This is a genomic window from Streptomyces sp. NPDC047117, assembly GCF_040643545.1.
GTDB lineage: Bacteria > Actinomycetota > Actinomycetes > Streptomycetales > Streptomycetaceae > Streptomyces.
In genome coordinates this window covers 78234-93080 of sequence record NZ_JBEYUN010000010.1, presented here as the reverse complement: position 1 = coordinate 93080, position 14847 = coordinate 78234, and the positions used below count along the sequence as shown (strand labels likewise).

Annotated in this window: 13 protein-coding genes; 2 read left to right on the top strand and 11 right to left on the bottom strand. The window is 73.0% G+C overall.

The window, feature by feature from the left end; all coding sequences use genetic code 11:
• Positions 1-2: 2 nt before the first annotated feature.
• The 9 genes from purB to ABZ840_RS20710 all read right to left on the bottom strand — a co-directional run bounded on the left by purB (position 3) and on the right by ABZ840_RS20710 (position 8932).
• Positions 3-1436 (bottom strand): adenylosuccinate lyase, encoded by a 1434-nt coding sequence (gene purB, locus ABZ840_RS20750; RefSeq protein WP_361561528.1) that lies wholly within the window; start codon positions 1434-1436, stop codon positions 3-5.
• Between the two features lie 59 nt (positions 1437-1495).
• Positions 1496-2293 carry a DeoR/GlpR family DNA-binding transcription regulator gene (locus ABZ840_RS20745; RefSeq protein ID WP_361561527.1) on the bottom strand — a complete coding sequence of 266 codons (798 nt, stop codon included), beginning with the start codon at positions 2291-2293 and terminating at the stop codon, positions 1496-1498.
• Between the two features lie 45 nt (positions 2294-2338).
• Positions 2339-3391 (bottom strand): NAD(P)-dependent alcohol dehydrogenase, encoded by a 1053-nt coding sequence (locus ABZ840_RS20740; RefSeq protein ID WP_361561526.1) that lies wholly within the window; start codon positions 3389-3391, stop codon positions 2339-2341.
• Positions 3392-3479: 88 nt separating this feature from the next.
• Positions 3480-4256 carry an SGNH/GDSL hydrolase family protein gene (locus ABZ840_RS20735; protein ID WP_361561525.1) on the bottom strand — a complete coding sequence of 259 codons (777 nt, stop codon included), beginning with the start codon at positions 4254-4256 and terminating at the stop codon, positions 3480-3482.
• Positions 4257-4328: 72 nt separating this feature from the next.
• Positions 4329-5351 (bottom strand): hemolysin family protein, encoded by a 1023-nt coding sequence (locus ABZ840_RS20730; protein WP_361561524.1) that lies wholly within the window; start codon positions 5349-5351, stop codon positions 4329-4331.
• Complete coding sequence (locus ABZ840_RS20725; RefSeq protein WP_361561523.1) at positions 5348-6697, bottom strand: hemolysin family protein; 1350 nt, start codon at positions 6695-6697, stop codon at positions 5348-5350. Before ABZ840_RS20725 ends, ABZ840_RS20730 begins: the two co-directional genes overlap by 4 nt.
• Positions 6698-6877: 180 nt before the next feature.
• Positions 6878-7819 carry a phenylalanine 4-monooxygenase gene (locus ABZ840_RS20720; protein WP_361561522.1) on the bottom strand — a complete coding sequence of 314 codons (942 nt, stop codon included), beginning with the start codon at positions 7817-7819 and terminating at the stop codon, positions 6878-6880.
• Positions 7820-7887: 68 nt separating this feature from the next.
• Entirely contained in the window at positions 7888-8367 is a 480-nt protein-coding gene (locus tag ABZ840_RS20715) for a GNAT family N-acetyltransferase (protein ID WP_361561521.1), read from the bottom strand.
• 85 nt (positions 8368-8452) lie between these two features.
• The gene (locus ABZ840_RS20710) at positions 8453-8932 is read right to left on the bottom strand and encodes a MarR family transcriptional regulator (protein ID WP_361561520.1); all 480 of its coding nucleotides are present in this window, start codon (positions 8930-8932) and stop codon (positions 8453-8455) included.
• Between the two features lie 88 nt (positions 8933-9020).
• Here ABZ840_RS20710 and ABZ840_RS20705 point away from each other — a divergent pair, with 88 nt between their 5' ends.
• Positions 9021-11108: an MMPL family transporter gene (locus tag ABZ840_RS20705; protein WP_361561519.1), complete on the top strand. Its 2088-nt coding sequence runs from the start codon at positions 9021-9023 to the stop codon at positions 11106-11108.
• Positions 11109-11116: 8 nt separating this feature from the next.
• Here ABZ840_RS20705 and ABZ840_RS20700 read toward each other — a convergent pair whose 3' ends face one another.
• Positions 11117-12007: an LLM class F420-dependent oxidoreductase gene (locus ABZ840_RS20700; RefSeq protein WP_361561518.1), complete on the bottom strand. Its 891-nt coding sequence runs from the start codon at positions 12005-12007 to the stop codon at positions 11117-11119.
• Between the two features lie 246 nt (positions 12008-12253).
• On the opposite strand from ABZ840_RS20700, the gene ABZ840_RS20695 reads away from it, so the two are divergent.
• Positions 12254-13732 carry an aldehyde dehydrogenase family protein gene (locus tag ABZ840_RS20695; RefSeq protein ID WP_361561517.1) on the top strand — a complete coding sequence of 493 codons (1479 nt, stop codon included), beginning with the start codon at positions 12254-12256 and terminating at the stop codon, positions 13730-13732.
• Between the two features lie 49 nt (positions 13733-13781).
• Here ABZ840_RS20695 and ABZ840_RS20690 read toward each other — a convergent pair whose 3' ends face one another.
• Complete coding sequence (locus ABZ840_RS20690) at positions 13782-14546, bottom strand: GNAT family N-acetyltransferase (protein ID WP_361561720.1); 765 nt, start codon at positions 14544-14546, stop codon at positions 13782-13784.
• Between the last annotated feature and the right edge of the window lie 301 nt (positions 14547-14847).

Here is a 14847-nt window from a genome sequence, read left to right as displayed (position 1 = left end):
GGTCAGAGGATGGAACCGGGCGTGTAGGCCGCGGCCTCGGGGTGCGCCTTGGCGACCTCCTCGATGCGCGCGATCACGGCCGCCACCTGGTCGGCGGCGGCGCCCGTGAAGGACAGCTTGTCGGCCATCGACTCGGCCAGTTGGTCGCGGTCCAGCGGGATCCGCTCGTCGGCGGCGAGCTTGTCGAGCAGCTCGTTGCGCTCGGCGCCCTGCTCGCGCATGGCGAGCGCGGCGGCCACGGCGTTCTCCTTGATCGCCTCGTGCGCGACCTCGCGGCCCACGCCGGCACGCACGGCGCCCATGAGGACCTTCGTGGTAGCGAGGAAGGGGAGGTAGCGGTCCAGCTCGCGGGCGACGACGGCGGGGAAGGCACCGAACTCGTCCAGGACGGTCAGGAAGGTCTCCAGCAGGCCGTCCAGCGCGAAGAACGCGTCCGGCAGCGCGACGCGGCGGACCACAGAGCAGGACACGTCGCCCTCGTTCCACTGGTCGCCGGAGAGCTCGCCGGCCATCGAGGCGTAGCCCCGCAGGATGACCATGAGGCCGTTGACGCGCTCGCAGGAGCGGGTGTTCATCTTGTGCGGCATCGCCGAGGAGCCGACCTGGCCGGGCTTGAAGCCCTCGGTGACCAGCTCGTTGCCGGCCATCAGCCGGATGGTCTTGGCGAGCGAGGACGGCGCGGCGGCCAGCTGCACCAGGGAGGTGACCACGTCGTAGTCGAGCGAGCGGGGGTAGACCTGGCCGACGGAGGTGAAGTTCTGCGCGAAGCCGAGGTGGCCGGCGATGCGCTGCTCCAGGTCGGCGAGCTTGCCGGCGTCGCCGCCGAGCAGGTCGAGCATGTCCTGCGCGGTGCCCACGGGACCCTTGATGCCGCGCAGCGGGTAGCGCGAGAGGAGGTCCTCCAGGCGGCCGTAGGCGACGAGCAGCTCGTCGGCGGCGGTGGCGAAGCGCTTGCCGAGGGTGGTGGCCTGGGCGGCGACGTTGTGCGAGCGGCCGGCCATGACCAGCTCGGCGTGCTCGCCGGCCAGCTTGCCGAGGCGGGCGAGGACGGCGACGCTGCGGTCCCGCATCAGTTCCAGCGAGAGGCGGACCTGGAGCTGCTCGACGTTCTCGGTCAGGTCGCGGGAGGTCATGCCCTTGTGGACCTGCTCGTGGCCGGCGAGGGCGTTGAACTCCTCGATCCGGGCCTTCACGTCGTGCCGGGTGACCTTCTCGCGCTCGGCGATGGAGGCCAGGTCGACGTTGTCCAGGACTCGCTCGTAGTCGGCGAGGGCCTGCTCGGGCACCTCAACGCCGAGGTCCTTCTGCGCGCGGAGCACGGCGAGCCACAGCTTCCGCTCCAGCTTGACCTTGTACTCGGGGGACCACAGGACGGCCAGCTCCGTGGAGGCGTAGCGGCCGGCCAGGACATTGGGGATGCGGGGCTTTGCAGTCACGTGAGCCGATTCTACTGTTCGTTTGCGCAGGCCAGTGCCACGGTCCGGATTGTGGCTTGCTACAACCGCACCGGCACGGTCGTGACCGCCACGCCCAGTCCCCGCAGGGCCGCGGTCTCCGCACCTTCCGTGCCGGTGTCGGTGAGCACCGCCTCGTACAGGGTGGCGTCCCCGTAGCAGTACGTCGCGGCCCTGCCGAACTTGGTGTGGTCGGCGAGCAGCAGGCTGCTCGCGGCGGCCGCCAGCATCGCCTCCTTGACCTCGACGAATTCCGGCAGTGGGTGGTAGAGCCGGCCGTCGTGCACCGCCGTCGCGGACATCAGTGCCAGGTCCGCGCGGATCCGGGACAGCGCCCGCGTCACCTCCGGCCCGGTGCAGGAGTGGAAGTCGCCCCGGTACTCCCCGCCGAGCAGCGTGACGTCCACGGCGGCGGCCGACGACACCCGCTGCGCCAGCCCCACCGAATTGGTGACGACCCGGACGCCCTCGACCCCCGCCAGCGCGTCGGCCAGCGGGTAGAGCGTGGTGGAGTCGTCGATCAGCAGCGTGCTGCCGGGCCGGATCCGCTCCGCGGCGGCGGCACACAGCGCCTCCTTGACCTCGCGGTGGGTGCCCTCCCGGAAGCGGGTGGCGGTCTCCATGGTCAGCGCCGGGAAGGCGACCGCGCGCCCGCGCTCCTTGCGCAGCAGACCGCGCCCCGCGAGGTCGTCCAGGTCGCGGTGCATGGTCATCAGGCTGAGGCCGAAGTGCGCCGCGAGGGCGTCGATGCGGATCTCGCCCCGCTCGGCGACGTACCGCAGGACGTCCTGCCGGCGGTCCTCGACGGCTGCCTGTGACAGCCGTGCCTTGGCGGGCACCTGTGGCTCCCTTCCTCGTCTTTCCTCGTCCGGACCGGTGTGCCGTCACTCCGGCTGCGGGCGGACCACGGCCTTGATCGCCGTCGGGTCGGCGGCGCCCGCGGTGAGGGCCGCGACGCTGTCCCGCAGGCCGTACCGGTGGGTGACCAGCCGGGCCAGGTTCACCTCGCCGGCGGCGGCCAGCGCGATGGCCGTCGGCCAGGTGTTGGCGTACCGGAACGTGCCGGTGACCTCGATCTCGTGATTCTGCACGTGCGAGAGCGGCAGCGGGATGGTGTCCCCGCCCATGCCGACCAGCACCGCGCGCCCGGCCCGGCCGAGCGCCCGCAGCCCCTCCTCGGCGGCGGCCGGCGCGCCCGAGCACTCCAGCAGCACGTCCGGCGCGTACCCGGTGTCGGCGAGCCGGGTGGTGCGCGCGTCGACGGTGGCCGTGGCGCCCAGCTCGCGGGCGACGGCGAGCCGTTCCGGCGCGACGTCGGTGACCACCACCTCGCGCGCCCCGAAGGCCCGTGCGGTCTGGAGCGCGACCAGCCCAATGGGCCCGGCGCCTGTCACCAGCACCCGCGAGCCGGGCCCGGTCCGGCCCTTGCGGGAGGCCCAGACGCCGACGGAGAGCGGTTCGAGCAGCGCCGCGCCCTCGGCGCCGAGCGACTCCGGCACCGGGTGCGCGAAGTCCTCGTCGACGGCCACGTATTCGCACAGCGCCCCGTCCACCGGCGGTGTGGCGTAGAACGACACGTCCGGGCAGAGGTTGTAGCGGCCGTGCCGGCACTGGGCGCAGCGGCCGCAGGGCACGCCGGGCTCGATCGAGACGGGCTGCCCGGGGGTGTGCCGCCGGGCGCCGGGCCCGAGGGCGACGACGGTGCCGCCCGGCTCGTGGCCGAGGACCATGGGGGAGCGTACGACGAAGTCGCCGATCCGCCCGTGCTCGTAGTAGTGCACGTCGGAGCCGCACACGCCGACCGCCTCGACGCGGACGAGCACCTGCCCGGGGCCCGGCCGGGGCACGGGCCGCTCCTGGATCTCCAGCTGCTTCGGCGCGACGAGCACGGCGGCGCGCATGGTGTCGGGGATGTCGTACTGAGCGGTGGCGGTCATTCTCCGGTCACGGCTCCCAGGGGACGCCAACAGGGACGGCAGCATTCTTAGCAGAAGTGGAGCCGTTTTTAACGCAGTTTGCGTTAAGTCAGTCGTCGTCTCCGTACGGAAGGAGCTCCGGCCGCTTCGGCGGGCGGCCGTCGCCGCTGGACCGGCCCGTGAGCCGGCGGCCTATCCACGGCAGCAGATGGGTGCGGGCGAAGCGGGCGTCCGAGGTGCGCCGGGCCACCCAGCCCGGCGGGACCGGCGGCGGCAGCGGCGCGTCCCACTCCGCCTCCGGCGGCAGCCCGAGCGCCTGCCACACCGCCTCGGCCACCCGCTCGTGGCCCTCGGCGGTCAGGTGCAGCCGGTCGTCCGCCCACATCCGCCGGTCCCCGAGGGGTGCGGAGCCGTAGAGGTCCACGACGATCGCGCCGTGCCGCCGGGCCACGTCGTCGATGTGGTCGAAGAGGGTCTCCATGCGCGGGCGGAAGCGTTCCAGTACCGGGCCCTGCCGGCCCGGGCTGCGCATCAGCACCAGCTGCTTGCACCGGGGGGCCAGCAGTGCGGCGGCCTCCTCCAGGAGTGCGCACACCCGGGCCACGTCGCACTTCGGGCGCAGTACGTCGTTCAGGCCGCCCACCAGCGTGACCAGGTCCGCGTCCATCTCTGCGGCCGCGGGCGCCTGCTCCCGGGCGATCTGCCCGATGAGCTTGCCGCGCACGGCGAGGTTCGCGTACCGGAAGTCCGGCGTCCGGGCCGCGAGGCGGGCGGCGAGCAGGTCCGCCCAGCCGCGGTACGAGCCGTCCGGCAGTGCGTCCGACATCCCCTCGGTGAAGGAATCCCCGACCGCGACGAAACTGGTGTATTGAGCACTGATCTCCATGGCGCGAGCGATCCTATACGCAGTACAGGACCGCCCGCGCCGGGAGGTGCCGTCAGGCCGCGAAGTCCGCCGTCAGCCCGCCGGCCGCTGCTGGAGCACCAGCTCCCGCAGCACGTCCTCCATCGTGACCAGCCCGGCCAGCCGCCCGTCCTCGCCGCTCACGGCGGCGAGGTGGGTGCGCGAGCCGCGCATCGCGGTCAGCACGTCGTCCAGCGGCGTCGCGGCGCGCACCCGGGCGATCGGCCGCATCGAGGACACCTGGAACGGCAGGTCCCGCGGCATGGCGTCCAGCGCGTCCTTCACGTGCAGGTAGCCGAGGATGCGGCGGGAGTCGTCGACGACGGGGAAGCGGGAGAAGCCCGACCGCGCGGCCAGGTCCTCCAGGCTCTCGGGCGTGACGCCCAGACGGGCGTAGACCACCTTCTCCAGCGGCAGGACCACGTCGCGGACCGGACGGCGGCCCAGCTCCAGCGCGTCCCGCAGCCGCTCGGCGCCCCGGTCGTCCAGCAGTCCGGCGTCGGAGGAGTCCTCCACCATCTTGGCCAGCTGAGCGTCGGAGAAGGTCGCGGCGACCTCGTCCTTGGCCTCCACCCGCAGCAGCTTCAGCAGCCCGTTCGCGAACGAGTTGACCGTGAAGATCACCGGGCGCAGTGCCCGCGCCATGGCCACCAGCGGCGGCCCCAGCATCAGTGCGCTGCGCACCGGCTCGGCCAGCGCGATGTTCTTCGGCACCATCTCGCCGAAGAGCATGTGCAGATACGTCGCCAGGGCCAGCGCGATGACGAAGGAGACCGGGTGGACCAGGGCCTCCGGCACGCCGGTGACGTGGAACAGCGGCTCCAGCAGGTGGGCGATGGCCGGCTCGGCGACCGCGCCCAGGACCAGCGTGCACAGCGTGATGCCCAGCTGGGCCGCGGCCATCAGCGCCGAGACGTGCTGCAGGCCCCACAGGACGCTGCGCGCCCGGCGGTCGCCCTGCTCGGCGTACGGCTCGATCTGGCTGCGGCGCACCGAGATCAGCGCGAACTCGGCGCCGACGAAGAAGGCGTTGACGACCAGCGTGAGCAGGCCGATGAAGAGCTGCAGTGCGGTCATCGGGCGGCCTCCTCGTGCGTCCGGGCGGTGTCCTCGTCACCGGCAGCGGGGGCGTGCAGCAGCACGCGCGCCGCGCGGTGGCCGGACGCGTCCACGACGTCCATCCGCCACCCGGCGACGGTCAGTCCGTCGCCCTGCTCGGGGATCCGGCCCAGCTCCGTGGCGATCAGTCCCGCCAGCGTCTCGTACGGGCCCTCCGGCATCCGCAGGCCGATCCGCTCCAGCTGGTCGGCGCGGGCCGCGCCGTCCGCGTCGTAGAGCGTGCGGCCGTCCTCGTCCTCACCGGCCGGTGCCAGGTCGGGGGTCTCCTGCGGGTCGTGCTCGTCGACGACCTCGCCGACGACCTCCTCGACGATGTCCTCCAGCGTCGCGACGCCGGCCGTGCCGCCGTACTCGTCGATCACCACGGCCATCGTGCGCTTGCCGGACAGCCGGTCCAGCAGCTCGTTGACCGGCAGCGTCTCCGGTACCAGCAGCGGCTCGCGGAGCATCTCCGCGACGGCGTGCCGGGGCCGCCGCGCGGCCGGTATCGCGAGCACGTCCTTGATGTGCGCGACGCCGACGATGCTGTCCAGGCTGCCGCGGTAGACCGGGAAGCGGGACAGCCCGGTGGCGCGGGTCGCGTTGGCCACGTCCTCGGCCGTGCACTGCACGTCCAGCGCCGTGACCTGCACCCGCGGCGTCATGACGTTCTCCGCCGTCAGGTCGGCGAGGTTCAGCGTGCGGACGAACAGCTCGGCCGTGTCCGGCTCCAGCGCGCCCTCCCTGGCGGAGTGCCGCGCGAGCGCCACCAGCTCCTGCGGGCCGCGCGCGGACGCCAGCTCCTCGGCCGGCTCCAGGCCCATCCGGCGCACCACACGGTTCGCGGTGTTGTTGAGGTGGCCGATCAGCGGCTTGAAGGCGGCGCTGAAGCCCCGCTGGAGCGTGGCCACCCGCTTGGCGATGGGCAGCGGGCTGGAGATCGCCCAGTTCTTCGGGACCAGCTCGCCGATGACCATCAGCACGACCGTGGAGATGGCCGTACCGAGGACCAGCGCGATGCTCTCGCCCGCCGAGCGCGACAGCCCCATGGCCTCCAGGGGGCCGGCGAGGAGCGCGGCGATCGAGGACTTGGCCAGCATGCCGATGATCAGGCCGGTGACGGTGATGCCCAGCTGGGCACCGGAGAGCTGGAAGGTCAGGCCGCGTACGGCCTTCAGGGCGCTGTCCGCGCCGCGCTCACCGCGCTCGGCGGCACGTTCCAGATCGCTGCGCTCGACGGTCGTCAGCGAGAACTCGGCCGCCACGAAGACGCCGCAGGCCAGGGTCAGCAGAAGCGCCACGGCCAGCAGAAGCAGCTCGGTCATCGGGTCACCTCCATCCCATGGTCGGACAGGGTCGGGAGGCTCGCGCGGTGTCGACTGCAACTAGGAGGGTCGCCCATGGCCGGACGCTCACACCTTTCTTCGGGGGTGGGGCCGTGGATTCCGTGTATCCAGCAGCCGGGGGAGTATCCATAGTAAAGGACCGGCAAAAAACTCGGTTGATCATTTGTTCGGCGGGACGGCGGGAGCAGCGGATCGTTCCGGCGTGGGACGCCCCATGAACCCCCGCTGCGCCAAGGGTGGCAGCCCCAGGCGGTCGCGGGTGGACTCGTCGAAGTCGTCGAGGAAGCCGTGCAGCGTCCCGGCGAGATGGTCGAGCGACTCCACGGCGTACAGGACCGGCTGGTAGCCGGCGACCTGGTACGGGCGGGCCGCGATGTCGGCGAGGTCCCAGGCCCGGATGTCGGCGCGCTCGAATCGCCGCAGCTCCCCGTAGGACGACAGCAGCGCGGCGCCGTACGCCTTCGGCCGGCCGCCCTCGTGGACGACGCCGTACTCCAGCGTGTACCAGTACACCCGGCTGATCAGGTCCAGCGCGTCGTCGGACGTGACCCGGGCCGCGGCCCGGCCCACCGTGCGGTACAGCTCGGCGAACCACGGATCGCACAGATGCGTGCCGTGGCCGAGCATGTCGTGCAGGACGTCGGGCTCGAAGGTGTACAGGGGCATCGCCGGATGCCGTACGTACTGCACGGCGTGGAAGTAGCCGTCGGCCATCGAGCCGAGGAAGCGGGCGTTGGGCACGATGCCCCCGGCCAGGGTGAAGCGGAAACCGGTCAGCTCGTGCAACCGGTCGCCGACCTCCGCGTGCTGGGGGACGTGGTCCGCCGGCACGGGCGCCCGCTCCCGGGCCGCGGCCACCGCGCGGCACACCCGGCCCCGCTGGGCGTCGGCCAGCGCGGCGAGCACGGTGCGCCACGTCGCGTGCTCCTCCGCGGTGTACTCCACGAGCGGGGAGGGCGCGCCGACCCGGTGCCCCGTCGCGAGGGCCGCGATGCGGTCCCGCCGGCGGACGTACGGGCGGTCGGCGTGGCCCGGGTGCTCCTCGGCCCTGCCCAGCCGGCCGTCGGGGGACACCGGCGTCTGTGCCATCACATCGATCATGAACAGCATCGTCGGCCGGACCGGCGGCCCGGTCCGGCCGACGCGCCGCGCGCCCCGCTCCGTCCGTCCTACGCCTCGACCTCGTTCCGCGCCCCGGCGTCCGGAGCGCCGTCGGTGGCCCTGGGGCCGTCCAGGTGCCGCACCCAGCGGCTCCACTGCGGCTCCGGCGCGTACCCGGACGCCTGCCACGCCTGGTGCGCGAGGTCGTTGCGGTCGAGCACCATCGCGTCGGCACGCCGCCCGCCCAGCGCCGCGAACCGCTCCTCGGCCGCCGCCAGCAGCGCCCGGCCGATGCCCTGCCGGCGCCGCTCGGGGTGCACCGCCAGCCGGTACAGATGGCAGCGCCAGCCGTCGAAGCCCGCGATCACCGTGCCGACCAGTTCGCCGTCCCGCTCGGCGAGCAGCAGCGCCTCCGGGTCGCGGACGAGCAGCCGGGCCATGCCGGTCCGGTCGTCGCTGATGCTCGTGCCCTCGGCGGCCAGCTTCCAGAAGGCCAGCACGGCGTCGATCTCTGCGGGCAGTGCGGCACGGATACGAAGATCACTCATGCTGGCATCCCACCATCGGCCGACGGCCCCGGGCCACCCGGTTCCACCAGTCAAGACGGTCGCCGGGGCCCGGTGCTCCGCCGCGTCAACGCTCCTGCGCGAGCTCGTGGTTGAGGGCCTGGAGGAAGGCGGTGACGGTCGCGAGCTGCTCGCCGTCGAACTGGCTCCGGGCGGCGTCGGTGGAGCGTGCGAGGGGGTGGAAGTAGTGCCGGGCCAGTTGGCGGGCGCTGTCGTTGTAGTGCAGATGGACCACGCGGCGGTCGCCCGCGTCGCGGAGGCGGCTGATGTGGCCGGCACGTTCCAGGCGGTCCAGACAGGCGGTGACGGCGCCCGAGGTGAGGTTGAGCCGTTCGCGCAGCCGGCCGGGTGTCATGGGCTGCCCGTCCTCGGCCTCGGCATCCATGATCGCGGACAGGGCCTGGATGTCGGTGGTGTGCAGATGGTGATCCTGCGCGAAGTCGTGGGCGATGCGGTTGAACTCGCTGTTCATCCGGCGCAGCAGGACCGCGAAGGCCTGCAGGTCGGTGGCGGGAGGGGCCGAGGGCTCCCGGCGGGGAGAGTGCATGTATCAAGGATAGGATGACTCAATCATTGAGATACTTTATGGTCGAGGCAGTTCTCCGCGTACCACGCCCACTCCGTTTGGACAGTGAATGAACACCGCACGCCGACCGTCCCGTTGGGTGGTCCCGCTGGTCCTCGTACTCGTATGGCTGGCCCTGGGAGGAGTCTTCGGGTCCTACGCCGGCAAGCTGGGCGAAGTCGCCACCAATGACCAGGCGGCATTCCTCCCGCAGAGCGCGGAGTCCACCCGGGTCATCGACGCGCAGAAGGACTTCGACCAGAGCGAGACGCTGCCCGCCATCGTGGTGTGGACCCGGGACGACGACGGGCGGTTCACCGAAGCCCAGCAGGCGGCGGCCACCCGCGCGCTGCAGGGCCTCGCGGAGGCCGAGGGGGTGACGGAACGGCCCTCGCCCGCCCTCGTCTCCAAGGACCGGCGCGCGCTCGAAGGCATCGTGCAGCTCCGCCCGGACCTGGGCGACCGGCTCTCCGAAGTCCTCCAGGACGTCACCAAGACCGCCGAGCAGGTCGACGGCACCAAGGTGCAGCTGGCCGGGCCCGCCGCCAGCCGGACGGACCTCTCCGACGCCTTCGCGGGCATCGACGGGATCCTGCTCGGCGTCGCCCTGGCCGCCGTACTGGTGATCCTGCTGCTGGTCTACCGGAGCGTCCTGCTGCCACTGGTCATCATCGTCAGCGCGGTCTTCGCCCTCGGCGTCGCCTGCGCCGTCGTCTACGTCCTGGCCGATCACGACGTCGTCCGCGTCGACGGCCAGGTGCAGGGCATCCTCTCGATCCTGGTGATCGGCGCGGCCACCGACTACGCGCTGCTCCTGACGGCGCGGTTCCGCGAGGAACTGGCCCGGCGCCACGACCGCTTCGCCGCAGCCCGGGCCGCGGTGGTCCGGTCCGCCGCCGCCATCGGCGCCAGCGCCGCCACCGTCGCGCTCGGACTGCTGGCACTGCTCCTCAGCGACCTGACCAACAACCGTGCGCTGGGCCCCGTCGGAGCCATCGGCATCGTGTGCGCCGTGCTGTCCGCACTGACCTTCCTGCCCGCCGTCCTCGCCCTCCTGGGCCGGGCCGCCCTCTGGCCCGCCAAGCCGCACGCCGAGGGCACGGCCGGGCACGGCCTGTGGCAGCGCGTCGCGACCTGGGTCAACACCCGGCCCCGCCGGCTGTGGATCACCACCTGCGCGGTGCTCGCCGCGGCGGCGGCCTTCTTCCCGGCACTCGACTCCCGCGGCGTGCCGATGGAGGAGCTGTTCATCAACGACGCGCCGTCCGTCAGCGCCCAGCGGACGCTGAGCGCCCACTTCCCCGGCGGCTCGGGACAGCCCGTCGTCGTCATCGCCTCGGCCGACCGCCGCGACCAGGTCGTCAAGGCCGCAGCCGCCACCCCCGGGGTCGACGGCGCGAGCGCCGTCGGCGCCTCCGGCCGGCCCGGCGGCGCGCCCCTGGTCGTGGACGGCCGCGTACGGATCGACGCCACGCTCGCCGACACACCCGACAGCGACGCCGCCAAGCGGACCGTCGGCGCCCTGCGCGACCGGCTGCACACCGTCGACCCCGGCTCCCTGGTGGGCGGCTACACCGCCCAGCAGTACGACACCCAGCGCACCGCCGAAGAGGACCGGGCGCTGATCATCCCCGTCGTCCTCGCCGTCATCCTGGCCATCCTGGTCTTCCTGCTGCGCTCACTGCTGCTGCCGCTGCTCCTGGTCGCCACGGTCGGGCTGAACTACCTGGCCACGCTGGGCATCTCCGGCCTGGTCTTCCAGCACGTCTTCGGCTTCAGTGGCACGGACGCCTCGGTCCCGCTGTACGGGTTCGTCTTCCTGGTGGCGCTGGGCGTGGACTACAACATCTTCCTGATGTCCCGGGTACGCGAGGAGACCCTGCTGCACGGCACCCGGCAGGGCATGCTGCGCGGCCTGGTGAGCACCGGCGGCGTCATCACGTCCGCCGGGGTGGTGCTGGCGGCGACCTTCGCGGCACTCGTCGTCATCCCGCTGGCGTTCCTCGCCCAGATCGCCTTCATCGTGGCCTTCGGGGTGCTCCTGGACACCGTCGTCGTACGCTCCCTCCTCGTCCCCGCGCTCGTACGGGACATCGGTCCCGCGGTGTGGTGGCCCGGCCGGCTGCGCCACGACGCCCCGGCCGACGCCACCCGCTAGGCAGGGCATCAGGTGCCCCGCAGCTCCTCGACGACCGGCGCGAACGTCTCCAGGGCCGCGTCCAGGACCGTGATGTAGGAGAAGCCGTACCGCTCGCGGCGCTCCCGGAGCTGGTCGGCCAGCTGCCGGACCGTGCCGAACAGCATCGTCGGCGCGTCCAGCACCTGGTCCTCGTCCAGGTTCTCGAAGTACGCGGCGAACTCGCGGGCCGTCGCCCGGCGGTCGTTGGTGATCACCACGCGCTGGATCAGCATGTTCAGCTCGGCCGGGACGGCGCGGCCGGCCGCCGCCTCCCGGTACCGGGCGACCGTCGCGTCCAGCTCTTCGGCGGTGGCCAGCTCCAGCGTGCCCTCCGGCTTGCCCGGCGCCTGCCGGCCGCCCTGGAACGCCGCGATCTCCGCGTGCCGCGCCGTCAGCCGCATCATCCGCGGGCCGTTGCCGCCGATCAGCAGCGGCGGCCGCGGCGTCTGCACGGCGTGCGGTACGTGCTCCGGATCGGCCAGCAGCCGGTCCAGCTCCTCGATCGTGCGGGCCAGGTGATCGACCCGCTGTCCCGGGCTGCCCCAGGGGAGCCCGGCCGACTCGTGCTCGGCCTTCACGTACCCGGTGCCCAGGCCGAGTTCGAGCCGGCCGCCGGTGAGCGCGTCGGTGGTCGCCACCTCGCGGGCCAGCAGCGCCGGGTTCCAGAAACCGGTGTTGAGGACGAAGGTGCCCACCCGCGGCCGCTCGGTGGCCTCGGCGGCCGCCACCAGCGCGGGGAACGGCGCGGGCATGCCGAGATGGTCGGGGACGAGCAGGACGTCGTAGCCGATCGACTCGGCCTGCCGGCATTTCTTCCGCCACTCGTCGGCGGAGGCGATCGCGAGCGTGTTGACGCCGAAGCGGAACGGACGGGTCATCGGGCCTCCTGGTGTCTTCTGTTGTCGCCGGCCTGTGGTGCCGCGGGTCGCGTACGCCTGCCGGCCGGTGCCGGCCGCGTGGAGGTGCCAGGCGCGCCCGCCGTCACAGTGCCAGATAGGGCAGCGCTATCGGGGCCATTCACAATTCCCGGATGGTGCCCGCACCTTCACTGGGACAGCCTGGCGATTGGCTGTGACCGAGCACGTCACAGCAGTCTCCGCAGATGTCCAGCGAAGGGACGGGGCATGGCACACCTTTCCGCCGAGGAGCCCGTGGCAGCGCACCACCTGCTGAATTTCATCGACGGCCGGTGGAGTCCGGCCGAGTCCGGCCAGACCAGGACCAACCTCGACCCGGCCGACCTGACCGACCGGATCGGGGAGTTCGCCGAGTCCGGCGGCGTCGACGTGGACCGCGCGGTGGACGCCGCGTCGGCGGCCCTGCCCGCCTGGCGCGAACTGGGCCCCATCCGCCGCGCCGCGATCCTCACCGAGGCCGGCCGCGGACTCACCGAGCGGGCCGCGGAATTCGCCCGTGCCATCACCCGCGAGCAGGGCAAACTGCTCCGCGAGGCACAGGGTGAGGTGGCCAGGGCCCGCGCCGTGCTGGACTTCACCGCGGGCCAGGCCCGGCTGCTCGGCGGCGTCACGGCGCCCGCCGAGGAGGACCGTACGTTCGCGTACACCTTCCGGCGCCCCATCGGCGTCGTCGGCCTGGTCTCGCCCTGGAACTTCCCGCTGGCCATCCCGATGTGGAAGGTCGCCCCGGCGCTGCTCTCCGGGTGCACGGCCGTCTTCAAGCCCTCGCCGCTCACTCCGCTCACCGCGGCCCTGCTGACCGAGGTCTTTCACGAGGCAGGACTGCCCGACGGCGTCCTCAACCTCGTCCAGGGCGACGTCGCGGCGGGCGAGGCGCTGGTCGCCAACCCGTCCGTGGCCGGCATCAGCTTCACCGGCTCGCTGCCCGTCGGCACCGCCATCCACGCCGGCGGCGCCCACCGGCTGCTCCGTACGCAGCTCGAACTGGGCGGCAAGAACGCGGTGATCGTGCTGGACGACGCGGACCTGGACGGCGCTGTCGACGCCGTCGTGCACGGCGCCTTCGGACAGGCCGGGCAGCGGTGCAGCGCCACCAGCCGGGCGGTCGTCGACGTACGGGTACGGGACGCCTTCCTGGACCGGCTGGTGGCCCGGGTCGCGGACATGAAGGTCGGTCCCGGCACCGACCCCGCCTCGCAGATCTGCCCCGTGGTCAACCCGGCCCGTATGGAAGCCGCGCTGGCGGCCGTGGCCGGGGCGCAGCGCGACGGCGGCAAGGTGCTGTGCGGCGGTGTGCGCGCCACCGGCGACGGGCTGCCGGACGGCTGCTACGTCCGGCCCACCGTCATCCGCGACGTGCCCTGGGACAGCGAACTGGCCCAGGAGGAGGTCTTCGGCCCGGTGCTGGCCGTGGTCGACGCCGACGGCTTCGACGACGCGATGCGGATCTCCAACTCCGTGAAGTACGGCATGTCCGGCACCGTCTTCACCGCCTCCCAGTCCCGCGCCTTCGAGGCCATCGAGCGCTTCGAGGCGGGCATGCTGCACGTGAACCGCCCGGGCGTGGGCGCGTACGCCCACCTGCCGCACGTCGGCGCGAAGGCCTCCCAGTACGGCCCGCCGGAGTGCTCCCCGCAGGTGTGGGACTTCTACATGGAGTGGCACTCGGCGTGCATCAGCTACTAAGTCGCGTACTGGGCCGTGCCGGGACCGGGCGCCTCGGGGCGGCGTGCGGTCACGGGGTGACGGCGTACTCGGTGAACCGGCCGCAGGGGCGGAAGCCCAGCCGGCGGTAGACCGGTTCGCCCTCCGCGGAGGCCTGGAGGACCGCGACGCGGTGGCCCCGGTCGCGGGCCGCGTGGAGGGCGGCGAGGGTGAGGGCGCCGCCGTAGCCGCGGCGGCGGTGGGTGGCCAGGGTGGAGATGTTGTAGACCCCGGCCACCCCCGCGTGGAGGAAGACCTCGGCCGCGGCGACCGGGTGGCCCGCCGCGTGGCCGACCAGATAGCGGGCCGGGCAGTCGGCGGCCAGCGCCTGCGGGGCCGCCCGGTCGAAGAAGCGGCGGACGGTCGCCGCGGGCGGGTCCCAGTTCGCGGCGAGGACCGCGGCGAAGTCGGCGAGTTCCGCGGGCGTGGTCACGGGGCGGATGTCCAGCCCGGCGGCGTGCGGCCGCGGCAGGCCGTCGCCCAGCTCGGCCCACATGGCCGTCTCGTGCTCGGCGGCCGGCACCCCGGCGTCCGACAGCCGGGCGCCCAGGTCCTCCGGTACGGAGTCCGGCCCCACCCACCAGGAGAAGGGGCGGCCGGTGGCCGTCAGCGTGCGCACCGTCGCGTCGATCCGCGCCGCGGCGGTGCCGGGGCGGAAGCGGGCCGCGGCGACGATGTTGAAGGTGTCGTCGGGCAGGCCGCTGTCGGCGATCAGGAGGTCACCGGTCCCCGTGACGGTCGCGCCGGCCATCCGCCGGTGCAGGTGGCAGGCGTGTTCGGCCAGGTTGTCCATCATCCTGGCCGGCAGCTCGCTCTCCAGGGGGAGAGGCAGCGGAGAGTGGTTCATGGTCGCCAACTCCATCATGCCGGCGGACGGACCGGCTCCCGGTTTTTGACCGCCGGGCGCACAGGGCCGGGCGCACAAAGAAGAGCCCCGACCGGTCGGGGGAGGCCGGTCGGGGCGGTCTGGCGCGGCTGCCGGTGGCGGTCGCCTCTCGGCGAAAGGCTCCGTGGGGCTTCAGCCGAACGATCTTCCCCACGGGCAATAGGTGAGGCCCGGGGACACAGTTCCATCGGCAGTCGCACCTATGACAGCA

Excerpts from the sequence above, each read along its gene's own strand:
- ABZ840_RS20740 (WP_361561526.1), bottom strand. The coding sequence starts at position 3,391 with ATGACCGCCACCGCTCAGTACGACATCCCCGACACCATGCGCGCCGCC.
- ABZ840_RS20735 (WP_361561525.1), bottom strand. The coding sequence starts at position 4,256 with ATGGAGATCAGTGCTCAATACACCAGTTTCGTCGCGGTCGGGGATTCC.
- ABZ840_RS20730 (WP_361561524.1), bottom strand. The coding sequence starts at position 5,351 with ATGACCGCACTGCAGCTCTTCATCGGCCTGCTCACGCTGGTCGTCAAC.
- ABZ840_RS20725 (WP_361561523.1), bottom strand. The coding sequence starts at position 6,697 with ATGACCGAGCTGCTTCTGCTGGCCGTGGCGCTTCTGCTGACCCTGGCC.
- ABZ840_RS20720 (WP_361561522.1), bottom strand. The coding sequence starts at position 7,819 with ATGATCGATGTGATGGCACAGACGCCGGTGTCCCCCGACGGCCGGCTG.
- ABZ840_RS20715 (WP_361561521.1), bottom strand. The coding sequence starts at position 8,367 with ATGAGTGATCTTCGTATCCGTGCCGCACTGCCCGCAGAGATCGACGCC.
- ABZ840_RS20710 (WP_361561520.1), bottom strand. The coding sequence starts at position 8,932 with ATGCACTCTCCCCGCCGGGAGCCCTCGGCCCCTCCCGCCACCGACCTG.
- ABZ840_RS20705 (WP_361561519.1), top strand. The coding sequence starts at position 9,021 with ATGAACACCGCACGCCGACCGTCCCGTTGGGTGGTCCCGCTGGTCCTC.
- ABZ840_RS20700 (WP_361561518.1), bottom strand. The coding sequence starts at position 12,007 with ATGACCCGTCCGTTCCGCTTCGGCGTCAACACGCTCGCGATCGCCTCC.
- ABZ840_RS20695 (WP_361561517.1), top strand. The coding sequence starts at position 12,254 with ATGGCACACCTTTCCGCCGAGGAGCCCGTGGCAGCGCACCACCTGCTG.
- ABZ840_RS20690 (WP_361561720.1), bottom strand. The coding sequence starts at position 14,546 with ATGATGGACAACCTGGCCGAACACGCCTGCCACCTGCACCGGCGGATG.